This window comes from Streptomyces sp. NPDC088097 (assembly GCF_044741845.1).
GTDB lineage: Bacteria > Actinomycetota > Actinomycetes > Streptomycetales > Streptomycetaceae > Streptomyces.
The window spans coordinates 563,132-588,848 of the sequence record NZ_JBIUTJ010000001.1; the positions used below are offsets into that span (position 1 = coordinate 563,132).

Below are 25,717 nucleotides of genomic sequence, written 5' to 3' on the forward strand. Positions count from 1 at the left end.
GCCAGGGGGCAGTGGAAGGGGTACGCGATGGACAGTGAATCGGATCAGCAGCCCACCAGGTCGGACCGGCTCTTCACCGGTGGGGAACGGCCCTACGACCCCGAGGACCTCGTGATGGCGACCGGACACGACCCGACTCCGGAGCGGGTCGAGAAGGCGCGCCTGATGATCGAGAAGGAGGGCCCGCAGGTCATCGAGCGCTACCTGCCGTAGCCCTCGGCCGATGATGACGCTGCTGCGGGTCGCGGCCCGGGGCACCCGCCCCGGGCCGCGACCCGTTCCCCGTGCGGGACCCGTTCCCGTACGGGGGCGCGGGTGCGGAGGCCGGTGCGGGGGCCGGTGCGGATGTGGGTGCGGGTGCGGATGTGCCGCGGGTGTGCCGCATCCGGAATCGAGTCGGGCTCGTTAGCCGCCCGGGGGCCGCCACACGGAGGTCAGATGAACAGCGTCGCCGTCACCGTCGACTGGGCCCGCCCCGCGGACCCGCCCCCCGGGCCCCGGCTCGACCACGTCCGTACGTACGTCTCCAGCGGGGGCGCCGACGGCCACCTGTGGCACGGGGTCCCGACCCTCCTGCTGACCACGCTGGACCGGGCCCGCGGCCACACCGTGCGCACCCCGCTGATCTACGGCCGGGACGCCGACCGGCTGCTCCTGGTCGCGGCCGCCGGCGGCGGCCCGCACCACCCCGGCTGGTACGAGAACCTCCGTGCCCACCCGGAGGTGAGGCTCCAGGTGGGCACGGAGGTGTGCGGGGGCCTCGCCCGGACGGCGGACCGGGCGGAGCGGGAGACGTACTGGGAGGCGATGACGGCGCTGTGGCCGCTCTTCGACGACCACCAGGCGGTGGCGTGGCCGCGGGAGATCCCGCTGGTGATCGTTGAGCGCTGAGCGCCGGCATTGAGCGCCGAGCGTTGAGCGCCGAGCGGCCGGGACTGGGCGCCGCCGGGCCTCAGGAGGCGAGGTCGGCGTCCGCGATCCAGGAGCCGTGGATCATCGCGGGCACCCGGCGGGGCAGGTGGACGGTGGCGACCGGCGACAGGGTCGGGTCGGAGGCGTCGAGGACGAGCAGCCGGGAGGCGTCGGCGTTCAGGTCTCCGACGACGGTCAGCAGGTACCCGGCGTCCTCCCCCGCCTCGTCGGCGCCCGTGTGGGCGGCGGGCACGAACACCGCCTCGCTCGGGAGCTGCCCGTTGCCGAAGGGCCGCGACTGCCGGGCGCCGGTGCGGCGGTCGTACTTGACGAGGGCGTGCTGACCGATGCCGAGGTCGTCGGGGAAGGACAGCGCGTACTGGTAGCGGTGCTCGCGGCCGGTGAAGGCGTCGTTGATGGTGGGGAACTCCACGGTCAGATCGTCCGTCCGCTCCTCCTTGACGGTGCCCGCCGTCAGGTCGACGGTCCAGCGGTGCGCCCGGGAGCCGGAGTTGGGCTCGGCGCCGCGATCCGGGGCGCCGACCCACCAGTTCCAGGACCGCCGCCAGCCCTCCCGCCCGACGGCCGGGCCCTCGACGACGATCCGCCCGTACGGGTCCTCGTAGGCGTTGGCCAGGTGCATCGCGTAGCCCTGGCCGATCTCGAACCATCGCACCCGGGCACCGCCGCCGGCGCCGCGCGGCATCACGCCGATGCGCGAGGGCTGTGCGTCGCTCCAGCCGTAGGGGATCCCGGAGTGCTCGGCGGGGTCGAAGGTGACGGAGCCCTCCAGGAAGACCACGTGGTGCGCGGTGAGCGCGAAGTCGTGCTTGAGGGCGGCCGTCGCCCCGGGCACCTCCCGGCTGTCCAGGACCTTGCCGTCCGGGGAGGCGACGTGGTGGATCAGGTAGGGCGGGTAGGGGGAGGAGGCGAAGAAGTGCAGCTCGCCGGTGACCGGGTCCTCCTTGGGGTGCGCGGTCATCGCGGAGGTGAGCCGGCCGCCGAAGTCGTACGGCCCCACGGTGTCCAGATCGGCCGTCAGCTCGAAGGGCAGGGCGGCCTCGCTGAGCGCGAGAAGTCGTCCGGCGTGCTCGATGACGTGGGTGCCGGCGGTGCTCGCGGTGAGGTCCGGGCCCCGCTCGGTCATGTAGGGGGCGCCGTCGAGGGCGGGTGTGTGCACCCACCGGTTGCGGTACCACTCGGCCCGCCCCTCGCGGAGCCGGATCCCGTGGACCATGCCGCTGCCCTTGAACCAGTGGGTGGGGGTGATGCCGGGCTTCGGGTTGTGGCTGTTGCGGATGAGGCGGCCGGTCAGCTCCGGGGGCAGGGACCCCTCGACGACCAGCTCCGTGGCGGTGATCTCGTCGGCGACGGGGGTGTAGTGGCCGGTGAGGTAGGGCGGCTTGACGGTGGTGGTCATCGCGAGGTCCTCGTCTCGTGGGGGGGCGTCGGGGGGCGTTGAGGGGTGGGCGCCCGGGGGTGGGCGGGACGGCTAGCCGCGCTCGGCACGCTCCTTGAGCCGGCCGAGCCAGCCTTCCAGGGACTGCCGCAGCAGCCCGCCCAGCTCCTCGGGCGCCGCCTCGACCGGAGCACCGGCCCAGGACTCCTCGGTGCGGACGGTCACGGTGTCGTCGGCCTCCTCGACGAAGGTCCACACGTGGACCCCCTCGATGCCCTGCGCGGGCCCGCCCCAGACGATCCGGGCGCCGGGCACGATCTGGAGCACGGTGGAGGTGATGTCGAGGCCGTGCGTCAGCCAGTGGAAGGCGACACCGGGGGCGAGCGGACCGTCGAGCGCGGCGCGGGTGACGTCCGGGTTCCAGTCGGCCCAGCCGTCGATGTCGGTGTGCAGCCGCCAGATCCGGTCGAGCGGGGCGGCGATCGTGGTGGAGAGACGGACCACGACGGGGGCGCTCTCGTCGACGGGAACGGTGGGGGTGGTGGGGTCTGTGCCGGCGTTGATGTTGGCGTTGGCGTTGGCGTTGGCGTCCATGGTGGGGCTCCTTCGGTTCGTGAGAACGACTGCGATGCACCTGAGTGGTTAACCACTCACTCTTTGGTCCGAAGAAACGGCAGCTCACCTTCCGGTGAGCCGCCGCCCCCTCGGGCCCGACGTCAGTAGTGGCGGATGCCCGCCGTGAGGGTGCGCGTCCAGGGGGCGTCGACCGCCTCCGCGTCCATGGAGACCAGCAGGTGGCAGAGCATCCCGACCGCGAAGAACTCCTGCACCTGGCGGTCGTCACCCCCCGAGGCCCCCCGGACGTATTCGACCGTGCGGGCGTACCCGTTGCGCACCGCCTCGCGGACGGCAGGCTCGGAGACGGCGGCCGCCTGGGCGTGCAGCTGCACCAGCAGGAGGTCGTTGTCGCTGATCAGGCGGGCGTACGCGTCCCCCATCGCGGAGAGCACGGCCTCCGGGGAGCTGCCGACCGCCTGGGCGGCCCCGACTTCCAGACTGGCCCGCACCTGGACGAAGCACCGTTCGACCACGGCGACGAACAGGGCTTCCTTGTCGGCGAAGAGCCGGTAGACGTAGGCCTGCGAGATCCCGGCGGCCTTGGCGACCTCCGTGGTGGTGGTGCCGAAGTACCCCCGCGCGGCGAACGCCCCGATCGCGGTGCTCAGCACCGTGTCGCGACGTTCGTCCGCCGTGGAGAGTCGGCGTTGCCGTTCCGATTGCATGTGAGTACTCAACCACTCACACTTTTCTCCGTCAACCCCTGCGGGGGACAAGAGAGGCGAGCGGTGAGCGGCTGCGACCAGGCGGCCGGTCAGACCGCCCTGTCGCCCCTGGAGTCCTTCGCGTCCTTCACGTCCTTCGCGTCCTTGACGTCGAAGCGCACCGACCGCAGTTCGAGCCGGTCGCTCGCCTGCCGCCCGTGGGCCTTCAGGCGGAACTCGGGACCCTCGCAGTTCGCGCCGAGGTAGACCGTCGCGTTGGCGTCGGTCTGGTTGTGGGGGGCGTAACCGGGCGGGACGTCGTCGTCTCCGATGGCGTGCAGGTTGACGCACTTGCCGCTGTGCGGGTCGTGCAGGACGACCCGCCGCTCCTGGCCGTAGCCGTCCACGTACTTGTACGAGAAGTCGCCTTGGGCGGCCTGGGCCGAGCCGGACATCGAGAGGACCAGGGTCAGGGCGCCGAGCGTGGCGGCCAGGGTGTTGCGGAGCTTCATGGGGGGTGGATCCCTTCCGGAGGCGAGCCGAGGCGGGGCCGGGACGATCACGATGGTGGTGCGCGGCCGACCCTAGGAGGGAGCGTGGCGGCGAATCGATACGGCGGGATCACAGGGTGCGGCGCGTCCCCCGATCACCACTCGTTCGGGTCATTTCCCCTCCCGCGAGTGGACCAGCCCCCTCAATGTCGGCTACCAACAAGGCGACGAGGGGGGACAGTTGAGTACAAACACCCAGGAGCGGGACGGCGGCCAGGACGGCGGCCCGTTCCTGCTCGCGAAGGTCCTGGCGGACGCCCTGGTCACCACGATGGGCCGACAGCGCCGACCCGCGGTCCCGGAACAGCCCGGCCCGACCGCCGCCTGTCGGAGCTGCGGCGAGGCAGCCCACTGGCACCGGACGGTCCGCGGCAAGTGGATCCTGATGGAGCCCGGCGCCGTCCACACCGTCCCGGCGGGGCAGCGGTGGCGCATCGCCCCGGACGGCACCGCCGTCAACCTCGGCTCGGCCTCCCCGACGGACACCTGCCGGATCAGCCACTTCTACGTGTGCGCGGGGGGCGCCGACGCCTGAACCTCGGCCGCGGACCGGCTCGGGGACAGGCCCCCGCCGGCTACGCGCCGGCGGGCACCTCGGCCGCCACGGCGGTGTAGGTGCGTCCGGCAACCTCGTACGTGCCCAGCGGGAGCATGCCGAAGGCCTCGACGTGCACCCGCCAGGAGGGCAGGTTGCCGTCCTCGATGAACGCCACCAGCAGCTCCGCCCGGCCGGCCGCCTCCTCGACAGCCCGCGCGAACAGGCCCCGGGCGACACCGTGGCCGCGGAACGCCCCGTCCACCACCACGGGCCCGTACAGCAGCCACGGCGCCCCGCCCAGCGGGCGGCCCCGCCACAGCAGCACGTCCTGCGCCCGGAGCAGGCCCAGCACCGGGGGCGGCGGGTCGCCCATGTCCCGCGCCACCGACAACGCGAGCAGCCCGGCGACCCGCCCCGGCCCGGCGTCGCCGTCGGCGTCGGCCACCAGCAGTTCCCCGGCGCGGGCCATGTCCCGCAGCGCGGCCTCACCGAAGCCGCCCTGGACGAATCCGTGGGCGGCGCGCTGCTCCTCGGTCAGGGCGTCACGGTGGTTGGCGGCGAACAGCGCGGCCAGGGCGGGGACGTCTGCCTCGTTCGCGTATCGGTAGCGCATGGGGCGATGCTGCCACGGGGGCCCGCGCCTCCCCCGGAGGCTCAGTCGTGGTCGTAGACGGTCACGTCCACGTCCCGCGCACACAGGGCCGTGGTGATCAGCGGCTCGATGCGCGACCACTTCCCCCCGGCGAGCCCGCACCCGATGCGGGGCATGTGAACCCCCGCGCCCAGTTCGAGGGCGTGGACGGCGAGGGCGTCCAGGCACCGCTCGACGGCGTCGTACCGGATCGGCGGACCACCGCTGCCGGTGCGGATCCCGCGCTGACCGACCATGTTGGCCACCCACACGTCGGGTTTGACCCGCACCACTTGGACGGCCCCGAGCCCGAAGTCGTTCCCACTGCGCCCCCGGTGCCAGGCCCGGAACGCCGCCTCGGGCTCGGGCCACCGCCGCGAGACGGCGAGAACGAAGCCCTTCCCCCACCCCCCGAGGTCGTTGCACACGTGCGCGATGACCTTGGGGCCCTTCCCCTGGGGACTGGTCGCGTCCCCCGCAATGATCTTGAGCGGCTTCATCGAGGCAGCCTACGGGCGGCCTCTGACAAGGGGGCGGGGGCTGCGGGGAACCTCGGCGGTACCTGTGTGGGGCGGTCTCTCGGATGGTGTGGGGGTTTCCCGCCAGTCCACTGGGCCGGCCTCTGCTCGCAAGGGGACCCCGGGACATCCGAGGTGAGGGAGGTGAGGGAGGTGATCACTGTCCGTGGTCCTGCCTGCGGTCTTGGGTAGTGGACACGGATTGACGAGGATTGTTATTTAGGTAAGCCTTACCTCGCCTAACTGAGGCCTCTCATGTCGTTTTCGTTCCCCGGAGCCAGCTCAGATGTCGCCCCCTGCCGCGAGACTTTCCCCCCGCCCGATCCGCCTCTACGACTCGTGGTGGACGGTGGCGGCGGGGGCCTTGGCTGCGCTGCTCATGCTGACCGCCGGCCTGTGGTGTTCGCTCCACCTACAGACAGACGCGACGATGCACACGGCCGCCTTGTTCGCGCACCTCGCCTCTCTCGTCCTCGGTTTCGGCGCGGTTCTCTCCGCCGACTACTACGGACTGCTCTGGGCAACCGGTCGGTGCACCATCGCCGAGGTGATCGGGGCGACCTCCCGCCTGCACGTGCCCATCTGGGTCGGCCTCGGCGGGTTGGTGCTGAGTGGGTTGATGCTCCACCCCGACCTGCACTCGCCCCTGACGCTCACCAAGCTGGCGTTGGTGGCCGCACTCACCCTCAACGGCCTTCAAGCCGGCCTGCTCGGCCGCCGTCTCGACGCTGCGGCCGAGGACCCGGTCGGCTCCAAGCTCCTCATCTGGGGAGGCCTCACCGCCCTCGTCTCGCAGGCCTGCTGGTGGGGCGCCGTAATCATCGGATTCCTCAACACCAACACCTGACGCGGCCGCACGGCGACATCAACCGACCATCAAGCCCCTGCGGCGGCCGTGCCCAGCCCCTGACGGGTCGCAGTCGCTGAGCCGAGAGCAAGTGTGTAGCGATCCGATGCGCCCTCGGTGCCGTTCGGGTGTCCTGATCAACCTGCGGTGTGGAGTGGTCCGAGTCGAGTCCTGAAAGGGGCTGTGAGGGACCCGAATGCCATGCGTGCTCGCCGAAGCGGCCGTCCCATCGCCTATGACGGGGCCGCTCCTCGTCACTTCAGACCAGCCCGTTCTTTTGGGGGCTTCCCGACAGTCTTTGGCATTCCGGGACGGGCCGGTCGGTCAAGGGTGGCCGAAGGCCATCGCGTAGCGACGTGACCGTAGGGAGCGCCCTTGAGGGACCGGACCGGCACGGAAGGACAGTGGACTGGCGGGAAACCCCCACACCATCCGCGAGACCGGTCAACGGTGCACCGCCGAGGTTCCCCCCGCCCCCGCCGGCCCCACCCCCGCCCGCGTCTCTCCGTACGCCCTTCCTCGGCATCTCCCGCTCCCCCGTTCGGCCGTATCCCGCCCCACCGATCGCGGACACCCTGGGCTCCTCGGCCGTGCTGCGGAGTTCCCCGAGGTGACGAGCGCAACACGGATGTCCGGCCGCGCCGGGAGCCATCCGATCCGCAGGTCGGGGCGGCGCGTGGCCGCCGTTTCAAAGGGCGGACACCACCGCCACCCACCCTTCGCGCTAAACGGGACATATCGCTCACTTGAGTGCGGCCATAAAGGCTCGGCGGGCGGGCCCCGCGGCCCGTAAGCTCCCGTCATGCAGGTGATCCAGTCAACGAAGCTCGCCAATGTTTGCTACGAGATCCGCGGACCCGTCCTCGAAGAGGCGATGCGGCTCGAAGCGGCAGGTCATCGCATCCTCAAGCTCAACACCGGCAACCCCGCGGCCTTCGGCTTCGAGTGCCCGCCGGAGATCCTTGAGGACATGCTCCGCAACCTGGGCAGCGCCCACGGCTACGGGGACGCGAAGGGGCTGCTCTCGGCGCGGCGCGCCGTCATGCAGCACTACCAGACCAAGGGCATCGCCCTGGACGTCGAGGACATCTACCTCGGCAACGGGGTCTCCGAGCTGATCCAGATGTCGATGCAGGCGCTGCTCGACGACGGCGACGAGGTGCTGGTCCCCGCTCCGGACTACCCGCTGTGGACCGCTTCCGTGAGCCTCGCGGGCGGCACGGCCGTGCACTACCGCTGTGACGAGCAGTCGGACTGGATGCCGGACCTCGCCGACGTCGAACGCAAGGTCACCGACCGCACCCGCGCGATCGTGATCATCAACCCGAACAACCCGACCGGCGCCGTCTACGACGACGAGATGCTGCGCGGGCTCACGGACATCGCCCGCCGCCACAACCTGGTGGTCTGTTCGGATGAGATCTACGACCGGATCCTCTACGACGGCACGACCCACACCAACACCGCCGCCATCGCGCCGGACCTGCTGACGCTCACCTTCAACGGCCTGTCGAAGAACTACCGCGTCGCCGGTTTCCGGTCCGGCTGGATGGCGGTCTGCGGCCCGAAGAAGCACGCCTCCTCGTACATCGAGGGCCTCACGATCCTCGCGAACATGCGACTGTGCGCCAACATGCCCTCGCAGCACGCGGTGGCCACGGCCCTCGGCGGGCGGCAGTCGATCGAGGACCTGGTGCTGCCGGGCGGTCGGATCCTGGAGCAGCGCAACGTCGCGTACGACCTGCTCACGCAGATCCCGGGCGTCACCTGCGTGAAGCCGAAGGGGGCGCTGTACGCCTTCCCGAAGCTCGACCCGGCGGTCTACAAGATCAAGGACGACCGGCAGATGGTCCTTGACCTGCTGCGGGCCGAGAAGATCATGGTGGTGCACGGTACAGGCTTCAACTGGCCCGAGCCCGACCACTTCCGGATCGTGACCCTGCCCAACGCGAAGGACCTGGCGGACGCCGTGACCCGGATCGGCACCTTCCTGGACGGCTACAGCCAGCACTAGACACCCGCGGCCGGGGTCCCGTACGGGGCCCCGGCCGTGTCGTGTCAGGGCGTGGGGTCCCGGGTTCAGGACGTGAGGCCCAAGGCGCAGGGTTCAGACTTCAGGATTCAGGTCAACTTTAGAACGGATCCAATGTAGGATGGTCTCCTGACCACGCAGGAGGCCACGATCATGTACGAGCCGACCCGTTCCAAGACGGTCGTCCACCACAACGGCGGCCACCGCGACCAGTACCCGCGCAGCAGCCGTGGCGAGGCCCTCGACATCCAGCTCGCCGGACACCTCTCGGCGCTGCTCGCCGTCACCGACGAACTCGGGCTGGACGAAGCCGCCGAGCACATCGCCGACCAGGTGACGCGCCTGCGCGGCGCCCGGCCGACGCGCGCCTCCGCGCACTCCCCCGAAGACCCCGCCGCGCTGCACCACCGCGCCCACGACCTCGCGGCCCGGGCCCTGCTCGTCGCCGCCTCCCGCGCCGACACCGCCGCGGCGATCCTCGCCGCCGAGCGGATGGACGCGCACGCCGCCGCCCTCGACTCCGTCGACCTGGCCGGCGCCCTCTGACGGCCCCGGTCCGGGGCCGTCGAGGCTCCGGACCGGGCGCCATACGCGTGCCGGGGCGCGCTTCTCCCCCGCGACCGCCGCCGCGCCCCGGCTCGACGCCCGTCCACCCGCTCCGCGGGCGGGTCAGGGCGTCGTCGCGTCCGCCGTCGTCGCGGTCGGCGACGGGGTGGTCGAGGCGATGCCGCACCACGGGGTCGTCGCCGGGGGCCAGACGGGTCCCAGGGCCTCCGCGCGGGCCGCGGGGTCCGGGGTGAGACCCGGGATGCGGATCAAGGACTGGGACGTACGGGTGTTCGGGCCCGGGAGTTCCCGGTCGCGGAACTCCACCGTCACCACGTACGAGCCCTCGCCCCGCGCCTCCACCACCGCCACCACCCGCCGGCTGACCGGGTCGATCCGACACTCGGCGACCCGCACCTCGGGCGCGGCGACACGCGGCGCCGGAGCACCGGCGCCACCCCCGCTGGCCCATACGTAGAGCCCCAGCGGGGCGAACACCAACAGTGCCGCCAGGCCCATCAGGCCCACCAGCCAGCCCTGCCACTTCAACGCGCTCACGCCCATGGCACGATCCTCCCGGCCTCCCGCCCCGCCCACCAGCACCCACGGGCCCACACAGCATTTCGAAGTGGGACCGCCTGGACACCCGACGTTCACCCAACGCCGCGCGGAATGTGGGTTTCCGCGAGGACGCTGCACCCGTGAGACGCATCCTGGGAATCGCTCTGGCGGTCCTCCTGATCGGCGGCGTGATCGCCGTGATCTTCGCAGGGGGACAAGAGCCGGAGGGCACGGCAACGAAGACCGTGCGCGGCGTCATCGGGTCGGAGAAGTCCGAGTTCTTCCGCGACCCCGACGTAGTCAAGGCCCTCGCGAACAAGGGCTACACCGTGAAGGCGGAGACCTCGGGCTCCTGGGCCATGGACCAACTGGCCCTCAAGGAGTACGACTTCGCCTTCCCCAGCAGCAGTGAACCCGCCGAGGAGATCCAGGCCAAGGCCGGGGTGAAGGGCGCGCAGACCGCGAAGCCCTTCTTCTCGCCGCTCGTGGTCATCGCCCGCGCCAACGCGGCGAAGGTCCTCGCGGACAACGGGCTCGTGAGGATGAACGGCAAGAACACCGGCACCCTCCTCATGGAGCCCTTCCTCAAGGCGGCCGGCGAGAACCGGACCTGGCAGCAGCTGCCGGGATCCGCCGCCCACGCCGAGCTGAGCGGCACGGTATTCATCAAGACCACCGACCCGTCCACCTCCAATTCGGGCGCGCTCTTCATCGGCGCCGCCTCCAATGTCGCCAACGACAAGACCGTGGTCTCCGACCAGGCGGGCATCGACCGCGCCGGTCCCCTGCTGCGCAAGCTGATCTCCGTGCAGGGCTCCCTGGAGCCGAGCACCGACGGCCCCTTCCGCTCCTTCATCAGCGGCAGCGGCGAGCCCCTGGTCCTGGCCTACGAGGCCCAGGTGGCCGCGCTGTTGACGCAGAAGCAGGCCACCGGGGAGGCCGCGGGCATGGTGGTGCTCTACCCGGACACCACCGTCAACTCCCCGCACACCTTCGTACCGATCGGCGAGGGCGCCGCGGAGCTCGGCAACCTCCTCGCCACCGATCCGAGGCTGCGCGAGCTGGCCGTGCGCCACGGGTTCCGCCCGCAGGAGGGCGTGGCCGAGTTCACGGCCGCCACCGCCCCGTACGGCGGCTACCTCAACCCGCAGCTGACCGGCATCCGCCAGGTCGGCGCACCGACCGTGAAGGTCCTCAAGGCGCTGGCCGCCCGCGCCACGGGACAGGGGGACACACCGTGACACCGACACCGCCCGAGGACGCGCCGCTGGTCCTCACCGCGCCCGAGCCCGTCGCCCCCGTCCTCCGGGAGCAGGCCTCCGGCCTGGTTCCGCTCCAGGACGGGGTGCGGGACGAGATGTCCCGTCGCGCCGGGGAGTGCGTGGAGCAGCTCGCCGGGATCGACGTCCGCTCCCCCGAGTTCGCCGGCCGCATCGGGGAGATCTCGGCCCTCGGCTCGGCCGACATGCGTGCCGCCGCCCAACAGTCGAACCGGATGCTGGAGCGGGCCGTGCGCTCGCTGGGCTCCGACGGGTCCGGCGACGCCCAGGCCAGGGTCGCCGGGTCGCTCGTCGAGCTGCGGCGCACCGTCGAGGACCTCGATCCGCGGGACGCGCCCGCGAAGGGGTTCGGCAGGCTGCTCTCGAAGCTGCCCGGCGGGAACAGGTTCCGCGACCACGTGGCGAAGTACGCCTCCTCGCAGGCCACCTTGAACCGGATCGTGGGCGCGCTGCGCGGCGGTCAGGACGAGCTGCGCCGCGACAACGCCGCCCTGCACACCGAGCGGGCGCGCCTGTGGGAGACCATGGGCAAGCTCCAGGAGTACGCGGTGCTCACCGAGGCCCTGGACGGGGCGGTGGAGCTGCGGATCTCCGAGACGGAACGCGCCGATCCGGGGCAGGCCGACGCGATGCGCGCGGACGTGCTGTTCCCGGTGCGGCAGAAGCACCAGGACCTGTTGACGCAGTTGGCGGTGTGCGCGCAGGGGTACCTGGCGATGGACGTGGTGCGGCGCAACAACGAAGAGTTGATCAAGGGCGTGGACCGGGCCGCGACCACCACCGTGTCCGCGCTGCGGATCGCGGTGATGTTGGCGTCGGCCCTGGAGCACCAGCGCAAGGTGATCGCGCAGGTCGACGCGTTGAAGGGGACGACGGAGGAGCTGATCCGGGGCAACGCGGAAATGCTGTCCACGCAGAGCGGGGACATCCAGCGGATCGCCGCCGATCCGGCGGTGGGCGCCGAGACCCTGCGGGTGGCGTTCGCGCAGATCTACGAGACGTTGGACGCGATCGACACCTTCAAGGTGCGGGCCACCGAGAACATGGCGGCGACCGTGGAGTCCCTGACCGGGGAGCTCCGGTCGGCCTCCGACCACCTGGCCCGGACCCGGACCACGAGCGCCCTGGAAGGCGGCGAGCGATGAGCACCCGTACGAGGAGGCCGCGCGTGGCGCGGATGCGTCGGCGGTTGGCGACGGCCGTGGCGTTGGCCGCGACCCTGCTGGGGGCGGCGGCCTGCACCTCGCAGGAGCCCGCGTCGAGCGCGGGCGCGTCGGGCGCCTCCGGTGGTTCGGCCGGTTCGGGGGACGCGAAGCCGCAGCCGTACAAGGAGGGCAGGCTGCGGGTGTTGGCGTCCAGCGAGCTGACGGACATGGAGCCGATCCTCAAGGCGGCGGGCAAGGAGACCGGGGTGTCGGTCGACTTCACCTGGTCGGGGACCTTGGACGCGGCCGAGCAGGTGGCGTCGGGGAGGGCGGACGGGAGGTACGACGCGATCTGGCTCTCCTCCAACGACTACCTGCGGCTGCGGCCGGAGTCCGCGGCGAAACTGGCGAACGAGACCCCCGTGATGTCCTCGCCGGTGGCCGTCGGGGTGAGGCCGGAGGCGATGGCCCGACTGGGCTGGAAGCCGCAGGAGGTGACCTGGTCGGCGGTCGAGGAGGCCGTGGCCGCCGGGAAGCTGTCGTACGGGATGACGGACCCGGTGCGCTCCAACTCCGGTTTCTCCGCGCTGGTGTCGGTGGCCTCGGGCCTGTCGGGGGCGCAGTCGGCGCTGACCGAGGCCGATGTCGCCAAGGCGCAGCCGCGGCTGCGGGAGTTCTTCAAGGGACAGAAGCTGACCTCGGGTTCCTCGGGTTGGCTGGCGACGGCGTACGCGAAGCGCGCGGACGTGGACGCGCTGGTGAACTACGAGTCGGTGCTGCTGTCGATGAACGCCGGTTCGAAGGCGCCGCTGACGGTGGTGCGTCCGAAGGACGGGGTGGTGACGGCTCACTACCCGCTGACGCTGTTGACGTCGGCGCCGGCCGGCGCGCGGGATTCGGGCCGCCGGCTGACGGACTACCTGCGGGGTGACGCGGCGCAGAAGGCCATCACGGAGCGGACCTTCCGGCGGCCGGTGGCGGCCGGGGTGGCTCCGGCGGCGGGGCTGGACACGGAGAAGCGGCGGGAGCTGCCGTTCCCCGGTTCGCGTGCGGTGGCGGACGGGCTGTTGGCCTCGTACGAGAACGACCTGCGCCGGCCCTCGCGGACGGTCTACGTGCTGGACACCTCCGGTTCGATGGCGGAGGAGGACCGGATCGGTCGCCTGAAGGCGGCGCTCACCGAGCTGACGGGGACGGGGAGTTCGGGTACGGGTCGGCGTTTTCGGGACCGGGAGGAGGTGACGTTGCTGCCTTTCGGTGACAAGGTGAAGAAGGTGCTGACGCACGTCGTCGAACCGGGGAATCCGGGGCCGGCCCTGGACGCCGTCCGCGCGGACGTGAAGTCCTTGCGGCCGGAGGGCGGTACGGCCGTGTACGGGAGTCTCAAGGCGGCGTACCAGCACCTGGGGGAGGGGAACGCCGACGCGTTCACCTCGATCGTGCTCATGACGGACGGTCAGAGCGGGGACAAGGTGCAGGACTTCGACTCCTTCTACGAGGGGTTGCCGGAGGGGCAGCGGCACACTCCCGTGTTCGCGGTGCTCTTCGGTGACTCGGACCGCAAGGAACTGACCCACATCACCGATCTGACCGGCGGCCGGCTCTTCGACGCCACCGACGGCAACGGCTCCCTGGGCGGGGCCTTCGAGGAGATCCGTGGCTACCAGTAGGGGGCCGTGGGCGCGGACGCTCGGGTTCCTGGAGTCGCGCAAGAACCTGGCGGGGAGCGTCGGCGGGCTGGCGGGTCTGGGCCTGACCCTGGCCGGGGTGGCGGGGACGTACTGGCCGGTGGTGATCGCCGGGCTGTACGGGGCGGGCGCGCTGATCGCCCCGCCGGACCGGATCGACGCCCCGTACTTCCCCGATCCGGCCGAGCAGTTGGGTGTCGTACGGGAGGACCTGGTCCGGCTGCGGGAGTACGTGGCGGAGGTCGAGCTGGCGCCGGCGGCCGAGGGCAAGCTGAGCGAGCTGCTCGATCTGTACGGGGCGCTGTTGGATCCGGGGTGGGTGGCCGACGTGCTGGCCACGGAGCCGGAGGCGGTGCACACGCTGTCGCGGGCGATCCGGCTGGACGTGCCGGAGTGCGTGGACACCTACAACCGGACCCGCTGGTGGACGAGGTTGACGCCGGGCGGGGAATCTCCGGAGCGGCACCTGGAACGCCAGCTGTCGGTGTTGTTCGAGGAGGCGGAACGCGTGACGGCGGACCTCCACGATGTGGAGGCCCGCCGTCAGCAGACGCACACGACCTATTTGGAAGGTCGCGGGGAGCCCTAGGTCGGGGCATCCCGCGTCGGTCCTCGGCCGGGGACAGCCGGCCGCGGTTCTGGGGGGGTGGGGCGGGGATCAGCCCAGGCGCTCGACGAGCGCGTGGTACTGGTCCCACAGCTCCTTGGGGGTGTGGTCGCCGTAGGTGTTCAGGTGCTCGGGGACCAGGGCGGCCTCGTCGCGCCAGATCTCCTTGTCGACCGCGAGGAGGAACTCCAGGTCGGCGGTGGGGAGGTCCAGGCCGTCGGTGTCGAGGGACTCCAGGGTCGGCAGGACGCCGATGGGGGTCTCGACGCCCTCGGCGGTGCCGTCGAGTCGGCCGACGATCCACTTCAGGACGCGGCTGTTCTCGCCGAAGCCGGGCCACACGAACTTGCCCGCGTCGTTCTTGCGGAACCAGTTCACGTAGTAGATCTTCGGGAGCTTCGACTGGTCCTTGCCCTTGGCGACGTCGATCCAGTGACCCATGTAGTCGCCCATGTTGTAGCCGCAGAACGGCAGCATGGCGAAGGGGTCGCGGCGCAGTTCGCCGACCTTGCCCTCGGCGGCGGCGGTCTTCTCGGAGGCGATGTTCGAGCCGATGAAGACGCCGTGGTTCCAGTCGAAGGACTCGGTGACCAGCGGGACGGCGGAGGCGCGGCGACCGCCGAAGAGGATCGCGGAGATCGGGACGCCCTTGGGGTCCTCCCACTCGGGGGCGATCGTCGGGCACTGGGAGGCGGGGACGGCGAAGCGGGCGTTGGGGTGGGCGGCCGGGCTCTGCGAGTCCGGGGTCCAGTCGTTGCCCTTCCAGTCCGTGAGGTGGGCGGGCGAGGTCTCGGTCATGCCCTCCCACCACACGTCGCCGTCGTCGGTGAGCGCGACGTTGGTGAAGACGGTGTTGGCGTACATGGTCTTCATGGCGTTGGCGTTGGTGTGTTCGCCGGTGCCGGGGGCCACGCCGAAGAAGCCGGCCTCGGGGTTGATCGCGTACAGCTGGCCGTCCTCGCCGAAGCGCATCCAGGCGATGTCGTCACCGACGGTCTCGACGGTCCAGCCGGGGATCGTGGGCTCCAGCATGGCGAGGTTCGTCTTGCCGCAGGCGGAGGGGAAGGCGGCGGCGATGTACTTCGGGCCCTCGGACTCGCCCGCCGGCGGGGTGAGCTTGAGGATGAGCATGTGCTCGGCGAGCCAGCCCTCGTCGCGGGCCATGACGGAGGCGATGCGCAGGGCGTAGCACTTCTTGCCGAGGAGGGCGTTGCCGCCGTAGCCGGAGCCGAAGGACCAGATCTCGCGGCTCTCGGGGAAGTGCGAGATGTACTTGGTGGTGTTGCAGGGCCAGGCGACGTCCTGCTGACCCTCGGCGAGCGGAGCGCCGAGGGTGTGGACGGCCTTGACGAAGAAGCCGTCGGTGCCGAGTTCGTCGAGGACGGCCTTGCCCATGCGGGTCATGGTGCGCATGGCGACCGCGACGTAGGCGGAGTCGGTGATCTCGACGCCGATCGCGGAGAGCTCGGAGCCGAGGGGGCCCATGCAGAAGGGGACGACGTACATCGTCCGACCCTTCATGGAGCCGCGGAAGATGCCCTGGTCCCCCGCGAAGATCTCCTTCATCTCGGAAGGGGCCTTCCAGTGGTTGGTCGGGCCCGCGTCCTCCTCCTTCTCGGAGCAGATGAAGGTCCGGTCCTCGACGCGCGCGACGTCGGAGGGGTCGGAGGCCGCGTAGTACGAGTTCGGGCGCTTCGCCTCGTCCAGCTTCTTGAAGGTGCCCTTGGCGACGAGCTCCTCGCACAGGCGCTCGTACTCGGCCTCGGAACCGTCGCACCAGACGACACGGTCCGGCTGGGTCAGGGCGGCGATCTCGTCCACCCAGGAGATCAGCTCCTGGTGAGTCGTCGGGATGGAAGTGGGAGCCGCGTTGTCGCGCGCCACGATTGCTCCTTGTTGAGGGGTTTGTTTGGTGTTGCCCCGTGGGGGCTGCGACCCGGACGCTTCGCGCTCCGCTCATCCGGTGCCGACCGCACTCATCTGATCATCCGGTGCGTATGCCCATATGTCCAGGGGGCCTCTCACGTGAGCATCGCCACGTCCGTCAATCTTCCGTAAAGAGGACTGACGGAAACCTACGCAACCGTAGGTAGCATGTGGCCATGACTTCTGACGCCGCCGCCGAACCGGCCGCCGGAGCCTCCCCGGTCGTCCAGGTCCTCGAAGCCGCCGAGGCCACTCTGGAAGCCAAGCCACTGATGCGCGGCTGGCTGCACACCGCGATGTTCCCCGCGGTGGTGGTCGCGGGCCTGGTCCTGATGGCGTTCACGGAGTCCACCCGGGCGCGCGTGGCCTGCGGGGTGTACGTCCTCACCGCCTGCCTGCTCTTCGGAGTCAGCGCCGTCTACCACCGCGGTACGTGGGGGCCGCGCGGCGAGGCCATCCTCCGGCGCCTCGACCACGCCAACATCTTCCTGATCATCGCCGGCACGTACACGCCGCTGACCGTCCTGCTGCTCCCGGACTCCACCGGGCGGACCCTGCTGTGGGCGGTGTGGATCGCGGCCGCCGCCGGCATCGCCTTCCGCGTCTTCTGGGTCGGCGCCCCGCGCTGGCTGTACACCCCGTGCTACATCGCGATGGGTTGGGCGGCGGTGTTCTTCCTGCCCGACTTCATGCGGACCGGCGGGATCGCCGTCCTGGTGCTGGTGATCGTCGGCGGTCTGCTCTACAGCGCGGGCGGGGTCATCTACGGGATGAAGCGCCCCAACCCCTCCCCGCGCTTCTTCGGCTTCCACGAGGTCTTCCACCTGCTGACGCTGGCCGCCTTCGTGGCCCACTACGTCGGCATCTCGATGGCCGCCTACTCACACTGAGACCGGCACGGGCGAACGGCCCCGGCCCCGGCGGATTCCGCCGGGGCCGGGGCCGTTCGCCGTCCGGCGCCCCCCTGACCGGCGCTCACCCCTCGGGGTCGGCCGCCGCGTCGCGCGGGCCTCGCGGCAGGTAGACCAGGGCTTCGGTGGCGGCGAAGCGCAGCACGAAGGTGGTCACGAGCGCGAGGGCCGTCGCCGGCAGCACCCCGAGGCCGAGCTTCGCGACGAACAGCGCGATGAGCGGGATGCGCAGCAGCAGGTCGGCGTTGGCGAGGAGCGCGAAGCGGCCGAGCCGGTCCGCCCAGTGACGGTGGTGGCGGCGGTCGCGGAAGAGCAGAGTCTCGATGAGGAGGAAGTTCCACAGCACCCCGGCCTGGTTGGCGAGCACCTCGGCGGCGAGGTACTGGATCCCGGCGTGGGTGAGCAGCCAGAGCGCGGCCAGGTTGGGGACGAACCCGGAGAGCCCGACCAGCCCGAAGCCGATCATCCGGGCGAGCGGGCTCGCGGACCGCAGGGCGGCCAGGTGCGCGAGGAAGCGCAACCCCTCGCGGACGGTGGGCCCGGACTCCCCCGCGTACCGGTCCCGTCGGACGAACGGGACCTCCGCCCTGCGGGCGGGGCGGCACCGGACGGCCAACTCCAGCAGGACCTCGTGGCCGAGCGGTCGCCGGGCCCCGGCGGGTCGGGGGGCTTCGGCGGGTCGGGGGGCTTCGGCGGTGACGGCGGTGAGGGCGGAGCGGCGCACCGCGAAGAAGCCGCTCGTCGGGTCGCCGATCCCGCTCAGGGCGCGCGGGAACAGCCCCTTGGCCAGCCAGTTCGCGGCCCGCGAGACGACGACGCGGCGGCTGCCGGCGAGTCCCGCGCGCCCGTCGCCACCGACGCCGGGCAGGCGACGGGTGGCGACGACGAGGTCGGCGCCGGTGCGCACGCCCTCGTCGACGAGTTCGAGGACCAGATGGGGCGGATGTCGCAGGTCGGCGTCCATGACGACGATCCAGTCGGATCCGGCGCGGGCGATCCCGGCGACGACGGCCCCGCCGGTACCGCCTTCGGGGCTCTCGCGGCGCAGGACGTCGACGGGGAAGGGGCAGTCGGCGGCGGCCCGCTCGATGACGGCGGGGGTGTCGTCAGTGGAGTCGTCGACGAACAGCACCTCCCACTCCCGTCCGGCGGGCAGCGCCTCGCGCAGCCGCACGAGCAACTCCACCACGCCCGCCGCCTCGTTGCGGGTCGGGATGATCACCGTCACGCCGCCTGCGGCCGGAGCCCGCGCGGCGGCGGTTTTCGGATCACCCGGCGCGTGGCGGTGCCACAGGTCCTCGCTCATGGCGCTCAGCTCCCGGTCTCGCGGTCGGTGCGGCGGATCTCGACGATCTCGACGCGGCCCTCACCCGCGCCGCGGGCGGAGGCCGGGGCCGGGCCGAGGTCGTCTCCAGCTCCGCCCTGTAGAACCGGACGGCGCCCCCCGCGGGTGCCACTCCGCGGTGAACAGCTCCGAGCCGGAGCGCGTCGCCGACGAGGACGCACGGGTTCGCCGGGACGTCGCTACGGCCCCACCGCTCGGGGCGCACCGGGGTCTCGACGGGATTCAGGTGCGCGTCGCGCCCAACTGCTCGGCCAGTTCACCGGGTTCCGTCGTGGGCCGCGCGCAGACGAAGTGCCGGCACACGTACGCCGTCGGGAGGTCGCCCAGGAGCGGGCGGTCGGCAAGGAGGGGGAACTCCCCGCCGCTGCCGTCCGCCTCCCGCGGCACTCCGACGGCCACGACCGCCCCGGGAGCCGTGCCCAGCAGCGCCGTCCGGTGCAGCTCGGCCCGCGCCGGATCGTCGGCGTGTCCCACGACGGCCACCTCGCGCGGCCCGTCCACGAGCGCCTCCGCCACCGCGAGCCCGTGCCCGATGAAGCGCGGGGCGCGCGGCCCGAGGGCCTGCACCACCCCGAGCGCCCGCTCGGCCGCCTCCCGGTGGGGCCCCGAGCCGGTGTGCGCGGCGTACGAGAGCAGCGCCCCGGCGGCGGCGGTCCAACCGGAGGGGGCGGCGGTGTCGGTGGGGTCCTGCGGGCGCCTGATCAGCTGTTCGGCGTCGTGCGCGGTGTCGTAGAGGGAGCCGTCCTCGGCGGTGAAGCGGGCCATGACCAGGTCGACGAGGAAGCCGGCGAACTCCAGCCAGACCCCTTCCCCGGTGACGGCGGCCAGCGTCAGGAACCCCTCGGCGACGTCGCCGTAGTCCTCCAGCACCCCGGCGTTGGGGCCGACGCGGCCGTCACGGCTGGTGCGGGCGAGGCGGGCGGCGCCGTCCATGTGAACGCGCACGAGGAGGTCGGCGGCCTCCGTGGCCCGCTCGACCAGGTCGGGCCGGTCGAAGAAGGCCCCGCACTCGGCGAGCGCGGCGACGGCCAGGCCGTTCCAGGCGGCCACGATCTTGTCGTCCCGGCCGGGCGCGGGGCGCTCGGCGCGGGCCGCGAGGAGCCGTTCCTTGATTCCGGCGATCCGCTCCGGCTCGACGGCCGGGCCGTCCGCGGGGAGCTGGAGCACGGACGTGCCGTGCTCGAAGGTGCCCTCCTCGGTGACCCCGAAGTACGCGCGGGCCAGGGCCCCGTCGGCCTCGCCGAGCACCTCGTCGAGTTGCGCGGGGGTCCAGGCGTAGTAGGCCCCCTCGACGTGCTTCCCGCTCAGCGGCTCCTCGCTGTCGGCGTCCAGGGCGGAGGCGAAACCGCCCTGTTCGGTGCGCAGTTCGCGGACCATGAAGTCCGCGGTCTCCAACGCCACCCGCCGGGCGAGATCCGATCCGGTCGTGCGCCACAGGTGCGCGTACACCCGGCACAGCAGCGCGTTGTCGTAGAGCATCTTCTCGAAGTGCGGGACGATCCACTCCCGGTCCACGGCGTACCGCGCGAACCCGCCGCCCAACTGGTCGTAGATCCCGCCCCGGGCCATCGCCTCGCAGGTGTCGGCGGCCATCTGGAGGGCGCCCTCGGAGCCGGTGCGGGCGTGATGGCGCAGCAGGAACTCCAACGCCATGGACGGCGGGAACTTCGGCGCCCCGCCGAAGCCTCCTCGGACGGAGTCGTACTCGCGCGTCAGCCCGAGCAGCGCGCCGGCCAGTTCCTCGGCGCCGGGCATCTCGGCCTTGCCGTAGTCGAGCTGACGCCCGGCCAGGTCGCGCACGATGCGCTGCGCCACCTCGGCGACCTCCTCGGGCCGGCCGACCCAGGCGGTCCGGACGCCTTCGAGGACCTGCGTGAAGGAGGGCATCCCGTGCCGGGGCTCGGGCGGGAAGTAGGTCCCGAAGTAGAAGGGCTCGGCCTCCCCGGTCAGGAACACGGTCATGGGCCAGCCGCCCTGGCCGGTGGCAGCCTGCACGGCCTCCATGTAGACGGCGTCGATGTCGGGGCGCTCTTCGCGGTCGACCTTGATGTTGACGAAGTGTTCGTTCATGTAGGCGGCGGCCAGTTCGTCCTCGAAGGACTCGTGCGCCATCACGTGGCACCAGTGGCAGCTGGAGTACCCGACGCTGAGCAGCACGGGCACCCCCCGCTCCCGCGCCGCCGCGAACGCCTCCGGCGACCAGGGCCACCAGTCGACGGGATTGTCGGCGTGCTGGAGCAGGTAGGGCGAGGTCTCGTTCGCGAGGCGGTTCGACATGCCGCCCATCCTCGCTTACGAGCACCCCCGGACCCGCCCACGGCACCCCACCCGGCCGGGTCACCGCGCGAAGCCCGCCATCGCAACCCGGTTGCGGGGTAAGAATCACAGCACCCCCATCGTGCAGACGCTCGCCCTGGGTGTATTGGGCCGGCAGTTCCTGCGCCGTACGGAGCGGTAGACCGGCGCCGCCGGACCCGGTCCACGCACGCGTAGGACCCCTGGTTCGCGGAAGCGCGGGCCGGCCTCCGCTATTCGGTCAGCGGGTGTCCAACTCGGGCCGGGGCAGTTCGTCCAGGTCGAGGGTGTAGGTCCGCCCGTCGGCCAGCTCGATGGGCAGCTTGCCCGAGCCGTACTTGTGCGTGTGAGCCGCGATGTAGCCGAAGCCGGTGGGCTGGGTGTGGACGACGACCTCCGCGGCGTACGGGTCCACCACCACGTAGACCGGGATGCCGTAGCGGCCGTACTTCGCGGTGCAGTCGTCGTAGTCCTTGCGCGCGGAGGAGACGGACACCACCTCGGCGATCAGCAGCACGTCCTCAAAGCCGTAGCGCTTGCCCTGTCGCTGGGCGTCCTCCCGCAGGATCGCGAAGTCCGGGGCGGAGTTCTCATCGGCCGGGAAGTCCAGGTAGACGTCGGAGGCGGTCTTCGCGTGCCGGCCGAGCGAGAGCGAGTCGATCTGCATCGACTTGATCGTGCTGGAGTGCTCAAAGCTCCGCGGAGTCATGATCACCTTCCCATCGGTACCGAAGAAGACCACGTACCCGGCGGGGAACTCGGCGTGCATGACCGCGTCGACGCTCATCAACGGCTCCTTCCTGTCGCCTCTCAGAATATGGGGCTGCCACGGCCCCGCACGGGATCCACTACGGGTGTGCCGGCCCAGTAAGAGCAGCGGGGGTGCTGATCCCCAGTCCGAGCGTTGATGCCCTGCCCCAGTCGCGCACCATAAGCATCCACGTCAACACTCTCCGGAAACATCCCAGGTCAGGACTACCCGCTTGTGTTCATCTATGGGCACCAGTGGCAGCTCGAATAGCCGACGCTGAGGAGGATCGACACCCCGCGCTCGCGGGCCTCTGCGAACGCCTCGGGCGACCAGGGCCACCAGTCGACCGGGTTGTCGGCGTGCTGGAGCAGGTACGGCGAGGTCTCGTTCGCGAGGCGGTTCGGCATGCGCCCAATCCATCGGCCGCGTCCACCGGTGGGCCGGGCGTGGGGGGTGGATGGGGTGGCGACGAAATCCGTAGGGCGAGAGGCGTGAAGTCATTGTTTTCGTTGGCCTGGATGGCGATCCACAAAAGAAACCGAAGAGTAGGCCTTGTGCGAGCCCGGAGGCGTCGGCAAGATCTTGGCCCTGTGACACCACCGGAAGGAGCACCGCGTGAGCAAGAGGGCCCGTCACGATGACGGAGGCGGGCTGCGGGCCGGGACGTTGGGGACCTTCGACTCCGCGGTCATGGCCGTCGCGGGCTGCGGACCCGCCTACACCGTCGCCGCCACGCTTCCCGCGCTCATCGCCACCGTCGGGGTCGCCGGGCCGGCCGTGTTGCTGTACTGCGCGCTGCCGATGATCGGGATCGCGCTCGCCTTCCGGCACCTGGGCCGGCTCGACGTCAACGCCGGGGCCACGTACTCCTGGGCGGCGCGGGCGCTGCACCCCTTCCTCGGGTTCCTCGGCGGTTGGGCGCTGGTCGTCGCCGCCACCGCCTTCCTCGTCTCCGCGACCCTGCCCGCCGGCGCCGCTACCCTCGCCCTCGTCGACCCGGCCCTCGCCGCCCGGACCGGGCCGGCCACGGCCGTGGGCGCCGGGTGGGTGGTGGTGATGGCGGTCGTGGTGGCGCTGGGCGCGCGGATCGGCCCGAACGCCCGGCGGATCATCACCGGCGCGCAGCTCGCGCTGCTCCTCGTCTTCGCGGTGGCGGCCCTGGTGCGCCACGGGAAGGGGCCCGAGTTCTCGGCGTCCTGGTTCGGCTTCGGGCACTTCGACGCCTCGCACGGCTTCGTCGCCGGGGCGCTGGTCGCGGGGGTGGCCTACTGGGGCTGGGACGTGGCCGGGAACCTCAACGAGGAGACGCGGGGCGGCCGTCGGTCCTTCGGGGTGGGCGGGCTGGTCGGCGTGGTGACCTCCTTTACGGTGTTCGCCCTGTTCACGGTGGCGACCCTCACCGTCATCGGCCCGGACGCGGTGCGGAGCAACCCCGACGGGTACCTGTCCGAGCTGGGCGAGGCCGTCTGGCCGGGCTGGGGCGGGCGGCTGCTCGTGCTCGCGGTGCTGCTGTCGATGGTGGCCACCCTGGAGACCAGCATGCTCCAGGCCACCCGGACCCTCTTCGCGATGGGCCGCGACCGTACGGTGCCGAGCGCGCTGGGCCGGATCCACCGCACCTGGCGGACCCCCGCCCTGGCGACGGCCTCGGTGGCGGCGGTGGCCCTGCTGCTGGTCGCGGCGGCGGCCCGGGCCGGGTCCGGAGAGCGGTTCGTCCGGGACGCGGTCAGCGGGATCGGCCTGCACATCGCCTTCTACTACGCCCTTGCCGGCCTGTCGGCGGTGGTCGCGCACCGCAGGGTGCTCTTCCGCTCAGCGGGCACGTTCCTCTTCGTCGGGCTGTGGCCGCTGGGCGGGGCCCTGTTCATGGCGTGGATCTTCGCGATGTCCCTGCCGGAGCTGTCCGGCTCCGCGCTCGCGATCGGCCTCGGGGCGCTCGCCCTGGGGGTGGTGCCCATGGCCGCGGCCCGGATGCGGGGCGAGGCGTACTTCCGGCCGAGGCCGTTGGATCCCGAACGGGAGCCCTCCGGCGGGGAGTCGCAGGGCGGGCCCGGGTTCGCCGCCGCCCAGGGGCGTGGCGCGGCCCGGGGGCGCACGGGTGTGCTGAGCGACTTCTGACCCCGGTCCGGGACCTCCCGACCACCTCCCCCACCCCCGAGGAGTGCGCATGTCCGCCTGGCTCCGACGCCGTTCCGGCGCTCCGGTCTACGACCGCACCTACGGCGACCGCCCGTTGGAGGAGGCCTGCCAGGACATGGTGCTGGGGCGCTGGGAGGGAGCCCGCGACCTGCTCGCGGAGCAGCCCGGCACGGACTGGGACCGGCGCTCGCACCGCGTACGGCTGCTCGCGGACGCGGCGGCCGACCGGCGGACGGTCGACGTGTGGCAGGCCGCGGACCCCACCGATCCGGACGCGGCGGTGCTGCGCGCGGAGACGGAGGTGATGCGGGCGTTCGCCCTGGCGCGGGACGGGTCGACGCCGGGGCGGGACGGGCTCGACCGGGTGGCCCGGGTCTGTCTGACGGCCTGCGAACTGGCTCCGGCCGACCCGCACCCGTACGTCTCCCTCGTGACCCTGGCCCGGCTGTACGAGGGCGGGGATTCGAACACGGGCCACTGGTGGCGCGAGTTGCGCGCCCGCGACCCCTTCCACCGCGAGGGCCACCACCAGGCGCTGCGCTACCTGTCCGCGCGCTGGCACGGCTCGCCCGGGGAGGCGTACAACTTCGCCTGGGACGCGGCCGTCTACGCGCCGCCGGGCTGTCCGTTGGCCGTACTGCCGCAGGTGGCGCGGGCCGAGCACTACCGCCACCTCCAGGAGACCGAGGGGCGCGGCTCGATCGGGTTGTCCACGCACTGGAGCGGCGACCGGGCGCGGTGGGACCTGCGGGAGGCGCTGGGGAAGTGGATCGGGGGGCGCACGGGCGAGTCGGCCCAGGACGTCGCCGACCTCAACCACCTCGCGCACGGGCTGGTCCACGCCGGGATGGAGGACGCGGCGGGGCCGGTCTTCGCCCTGTTGGACAACCGGGCGACGATCCTGCCGTGGGCGTACAGCGGGGACCCGGAGACGTTGTTCCGGCGGTGGCGCGACCGGGTGGGCCCCGTCACCTGAGCAGCGGGGCGAGGGCGCGGATCCAGCCGTCGCGGGCCGCCCGCCAGGCGCCGGCGCAGTCCGCTCGGTCGGGTGTGGCGAGCTCCGGATGGCGCTGCGGGGCCTCGACGTGGACCGCGCAGCGGTGGCCCCGGGCGCGGTCCGCCGCCGGGGCGTGCTCGTCCGCCGGGTCGGGGACGGGGTCGGCGATGGCCCCCAGGTCGTAGGCGCGGGCGGCGGTCAGGAGGGCGGCCTCGCCCGCGGGGCCGGCGCGCAGCAGCACCAGGCGCGCGAAGTCGTCGGCGGAGGCCTCCTCGGCCCGGTCGCCGTCGACCGGCAGGCGCAGCGCGTCGACGAGGGCGTGGCCCGCCTCGTGGTGGAGGGTCTCGCGCACCAGCTCCGCCACCTGCCCGTCGCCGACGCCGCCGGCGGGGTCGAACAGCGCGCGTTCCTCGGCCAGGTCGTCGTAGCAGAGCTCGATGCGGCGGGTGTCGGGGTCGTAGCCGGTGCCTTCGCCCCGGCAGGAGCGGGCGACGACGGCGACCCGGTGCGGGAGGTCGACGTAGGCGTTGAGTTCGGCGAGGGCCGACTCGGCGATCCGTCCGTCGCGCAGGAAGCGGCGGGCGTCGCGGTCGGCGGCGTCCGGCTCCTCGTAGGTCAGGGCGAATCCCGGCGCGGGCGGCGCCTGTTGGCATCCGGTCGCCGGCAGCGACAGGATCGCCGCGCACAGTGCCCACGCCCACCGGTGTCTGGCCATCGGACCACCCTATGTGACCGAATACACTCCAACTCCCTCTGAAATAGCTCAGATTCCTCGCGCCGATGGCAGTCCCGCAGGACACTTGCACTCCGATGGGGAGCTCTGCGAGGAGGATGCC

At 72.1% G+C, this 25,717-nt stretch carries 25 protein-coding genes and 1 pseudogene; 13 read left to right on the forward strand and 13 right to left on the reverse strand.

Going from position 1 to position 25,717, the window contains the following annotated elements; all coding sequences use genetic code 11:
• Positions 1 to 27: 27 nt before the first annotated feature.
• Positions 28 to 213 (forward strand): hypothetical protein, encoded by a 186-nt coding sequence (locus ACIOD1_RS02510; RefSeq protein WP_365617918.1) that lies wholly within the window; start codon positions 28 to 30, stop codon positions 211 to 213.
• A gap of 225 nt (positions 214 to 438) precedes the next feature.
• Positions 439 to 891 carry a nitroreductase/quinone reductase family protein gene (locus ACIOD1_RS02515; protein WP_365617920.1) on the forward strand — a complete coding sequence of 151 codons (453 nt, stop codon included), beginning with the start codon at positions 439 to 441 and terminating at the stop codon, positions 889 to 891.
• A 61-nt stretch (positions 892 to 952) separates the two neighbouring features.
• Here the strand turns inward: ACIOD1_RS02515 and ACIOD1_RS02520 are convergent, their stop codons facing one another.
• From ACIOD1_RS02520 to ACIOD1_RS02535, 4 genes are all read right to left on the reverse strand, one after another.
• A complete protein-coding gene (locus ACIOD1_RS02520; RefSeq protein ID WP_365617922.1) occupies positions 953 to 2,332 on the reverse strand; it encodes a carotenoid oxygenase family protein in 1,380 nt (459 codons plus the stop codon).
• Positions 2,333 to 2,404: 72 nt separating this feature from the next.
• Entirely contained in the window at positions 2,405 to 2,905 is a 501-nt protein-coding gene (locus ACIOD1_RS02525; RefSeq protein ID WP_401899720.1) for an SRPBCC family protein, read from the reverse strand.
• Between the two features lie 122 nt (positions 2,906 to 3,027).
• Complete coding sequence (locus tag ACIOD1_RS02530) at positions 3,028 to 3,594, reverse strand: TetR/AcrR family transcriptional regulator (protein WP_365617926.1); 567 nt, start codon at positions 3,592 to 3,594, stop codon at positions 3,028 to 3,030.
• A gap of 89 nt (positions 3,595 to 3,683) precedes the next feature.
• Complete coding sequence (locus ACIOD1_RS02535) at positions 3,684 to 4,085, reverse strand: hypothetical protein (RefSeq protein WP_365617927.1); 402 nt, start codon at positions 4,083 to 4,085, stop codon at positions 3,684 to 3,686.
• Positions 4,086 to 4,305: 220 nt separating this feature from the next.
• Here ACIOD1_RS02535 and ACIOD1_RS02540 point away from each other — a divergent pair, with 220 nt between their 5' ends.
• Positions 4,306 to 4,659 carry a DUF6083 domain-containing protein gene (locus ACIOD1_RS02540; RefSeq protein WP_401899724.1) on the forward strand — a complete coding sequence of 118 codons (354 nt, stop codon included), beginning with the start codon at positions 4,306 to 4,308 and terminating at the stop codon, positions 4,657 to 4,659.
• Positions 4,660 to 4,699: 40 nt separating this feature from the next.
• Here the strand turns inward: ACIOD1_RS02540 and ACIOD1_RS02545 are convergent, their stop codons facing one another.
• The gene (locus ACIOD1_RS02545; RefSeq protein ID WP_401899726.1) at positions 4,700 to 5,275 is read right to left on the reverse strand and encodes a GNAT family N-acetyltransferase; all 576 of its coding nucleotides are present in this window, start codon (positions 5,273 to 5,275) and stop codon (positions 4,700 to 4,702) included.
• 41 nt (positions 5,276 to 5,316) lie between these two features.
• Positions 5,317 to 5,793, reverse strand: a complete 477-nt coding sequence (locus ACIOD1_RS02550; RefSeq protein WP_365617933.1) for a macro domain-containing protein — start codon at positions 5,791 to 5,793, stop codon at positions 5,317 to 5,319.
• Positions 5,794 to 6,175: 382 nt separating this feature from the next.
• Between ACIOD1_RS02550 and ACIOD1_RS02555 the strand changes: the two genes are divergently transcribed.
• The 3 genes from ACIOD1_RS02555 (at position 6,176) to ACIOD1_RS02565 (ending at position 9,236) form a co-directional block, all read left to right on the forward strand.
• A complete protein-coding gene (locus ACIOD1_RS02555; protein ID WP_401899730.1) occupies positions 6,176 to 6,658 on the forward strand; it encodes a hypothetical protein in 483 nt (160 codons plus the stop codon).
• Positions 6,659 to 7,460: 802 nt separating this feature from the next.
• Complete coding sequence (locus ACIOD1_RS02560) at positions 7,461 to 8,672, forward strand: pyridoxal phosphate-dependent aminotransferase (protein ID WP_365617935.1); 1,212 nt, start codon at positions 7,461 to 7,463, stop codon at positions 8,670 to 8,672.
• Between the two features lie 171 nt (positions 8,673 to 8,843).
• Complete coding sequence (locus ACIOD1_RS02565) at positions 8,844 to 9,236, forward strand: hypothetical protein (protein ID WP_365617937.1); 393 nt, start codon at positions 8,844 to 8,846, stop codon at positions 9,234 to 9,236.
• A 123-nt stretch (positions 9,237 to 9,359) separates the two neighbouring features.
• Here ACIOD1_RS02565 and ACIOD1_RS02570 read toward each other — a convergent pair whose 3' ends face one another.
• The gene (locus ACIOD1_RS02570; protein ID WP_401899733.1) at positions 9,360 to 9,794 is read right to left on the reverse strand and encodes a hypothetical protein; all 435 of its coding nucleotides are present in this window, start codon (positions 9,792 to 9,794) and stop codon (positions 9,360 to 9,362) included.
• Between the two features lie 143 nt (positions 9,795 to 9,937).
• Between ACIOD1_RS02570 and ACIOD1_RS02575 the strand changes: the two genes are divergently transcribed.
• The 4 genes from ACIOD1_RS02575 to ACIOD1_RS02590 are packed head-to-tail and all read left to right on the forward strand — an operon-like array spanning position 9,938 to position 14,499.
• Positions 9,938 to 11,038: a hypothetical protein gene (locus tag ACIOD1_RS02575; RefSeq protein ID WP_401899735.1), complete on the forward strand. Its 1,101-nt coding sequence runs from the start codon at positions 9,938 to 9,940 to the stop codon at positions 11,036 to 11,038.
• Entirely contained in the window at positions 11,035 to 12,222 is a 1,188-nt protein-coding gene (locus tag ACIOD1_RS02580; protein ID WP_365617944.1) for a toxic anion resistance protein, read from the forward strand. The genes ACIOD1_RS02575 and ACIOD1_RS02580 overlap by 4 nt, the downstream gene beginning before the upstream one ends.
• Positions 12,223 to 12,254: 32 nt before the next feature.
• On the forward strand, positions 12,255 to 13,892 hold the full coding sequence (locus ACIOD1_RS02585; protein WP_365618064.1) for a VWA domain-containing protein: 1,638 nt from the start codon (positions 12,255 to 12,257) through the stop codon (positions 13,890 to 13,892).
• Complete coding sequence (locus ACIOD1_RS02590; protein WP_365617946.1) at positions 13,879 to 14,499, forward strand: hypothetical protein; 621 nt, start codon at positions 13,879 to 13,881, stop codon at positions 14,497 to 14,499. The genes ACIOD1_RS02585 and ACIOD1_RS02590 overlap by 14 nt, the downstream gene beginning before the upstream one ends.
• Before the next feature lie 69 nt (positions 14,500 to 14,568).
• Here the strand turns inward: ACIOD1_RS02590 and ACIOD1_RS02595 are convergent, their stop codons facing one another.
• Positions 14,569 to 16,401 carry a phosphoenolpyruvate carboxykinase (GTP) gene (locus tag ACIOD1_RS02595; protein WP_401899739.1) on the reverse strand — a complete coding sequence of 611 codons (1,833 nt, stop codon included), beginning with the start codon at positions 16,399 to 16,401 and terminating at the stop codon, positions 14,569 to 14,571.
• Positions 16,402 to 16,619: 218 nt separating this feature from the next.
• On the opposite strand from ACIOD1_RS02595, the gene ACIOD1_RS02600 reads away from it, so the two are divergent.
• A complete protein-coding gene (locus tag ACIOD1_RS02600; protein WP_401899742.1) occupies positions 16,620 to 17,333 on the forward strand; it encodes a hemolysin III family protein in 714 nt (237 codons plus the stop codon).
• Between the two features lie 85 nt (positions 17,334 to 17,418).
• Here ACIOD1_RS02600 and ACIOD1_RS02605 read toward each other — a convergent pair whose 3' ends face one another.
• The 4 genes and pseudogenes from ACIOD1_RS02605 to ACIOD1_RS02620 all read right to left on the reverse strand — a co-directional run.
• Entirely contained in the window at positions 17,419 to 18,660 is a 1,242-nt protein-coding gene (locus ACIOD1_RS02605; RefSeq protein WP_401899744.1) for a glycosyltransferase, read from the reverse strand.
• A 261-nt stretch (positions 18,661 to 18,921) separates the two neighbouring features.
• Positions 18,922 to 20,976, reverse strand: a complete 2,055-nt coding sequence (locus ACIOD1_RS02610; RefSeq protein WP_401899746.1) for a thioredoxin domain-containing protein — start codon at positions 20,974 to 20,976, stop codon at positions 18,922 to 18,924.
• Between the two features lie 259 nt (positions 20,977 to 21,235).
• Positions 21,236 to 21,781 carry a Uma2 family endonuclease gene (locus tag ACIOD1_RS02615; RefSeq protein WP_401899748.1) on the reverse strand — a complete coding sequence of 182 codons (546 nt, stop codon included), beginning with the start codon at positions 21,779 to 21,781 and terminating at the stop codon, positions 21,236 to 21,238.
• 212 nt (positions 21,782 to 21,993) lie between these two features.
• Positions 21,994 to 22,152: pseudogene (locus tag ACIOD1_RS02620) on the reverse strand (DUF255 domain-containing protein); the annotation flags it as partial.
• 283 nt (positions 22,153 to 22,435) lie between these two features.
• Here ACIOD1_RS02620 and ACIOD1_RS02625 point away from each other — a divergent pair.
• Positions 22,436 to 23,863 carry an APC family permease gene (locus ACIOD1_RS02625; protein WP_401900446.1) on the forward strand — a complete coding sequence of 476 codons (1,428 nt, stop codon included), beginning with the start codon at positions 22,436 to 22,438 and terminating at the stop codon, positions 23,861 to 23,863.
• A 49-nt stretch (positions 23,864 to 23,912) separates the two neighbouring features.
• Positions 23,913 to 24,860 carry a hypothetical protein gene (locus tag ACIOD1_RS02630; protein WP_401899751.1) on the forward strand — a complete coding sequence of 316 codons (948 nt, stop codon included), beginning with the start codon at positions 23,913 to 23,915 and terminating at the stop codon, positions 24,858 to 24,860.
• On the opposite strand, the gene ACIOD1_RS02635 is transcribed toward ACIOD1_RS02630, so the two are convergent.
• The gene (locus ACIOD1_RS02635; protein ID WP_401899753.1) at positions 24,853 to 25,596 is read right to left on the reverse strand and encodes a DUF4344 domain-containing metallopeptidase; all 744 of its coding nucleotides are present in this window, start codon (positions 25,594 to 25,596) and stop codon (positions 24,853 to 24,855) included. The genes ACIOD1_RS02630 and ACIOD1_RS02635 overlap by 8 nt on opposite strands.
• Positions 25,597 to 25,717: the final 121 nt, after the last annotated feature.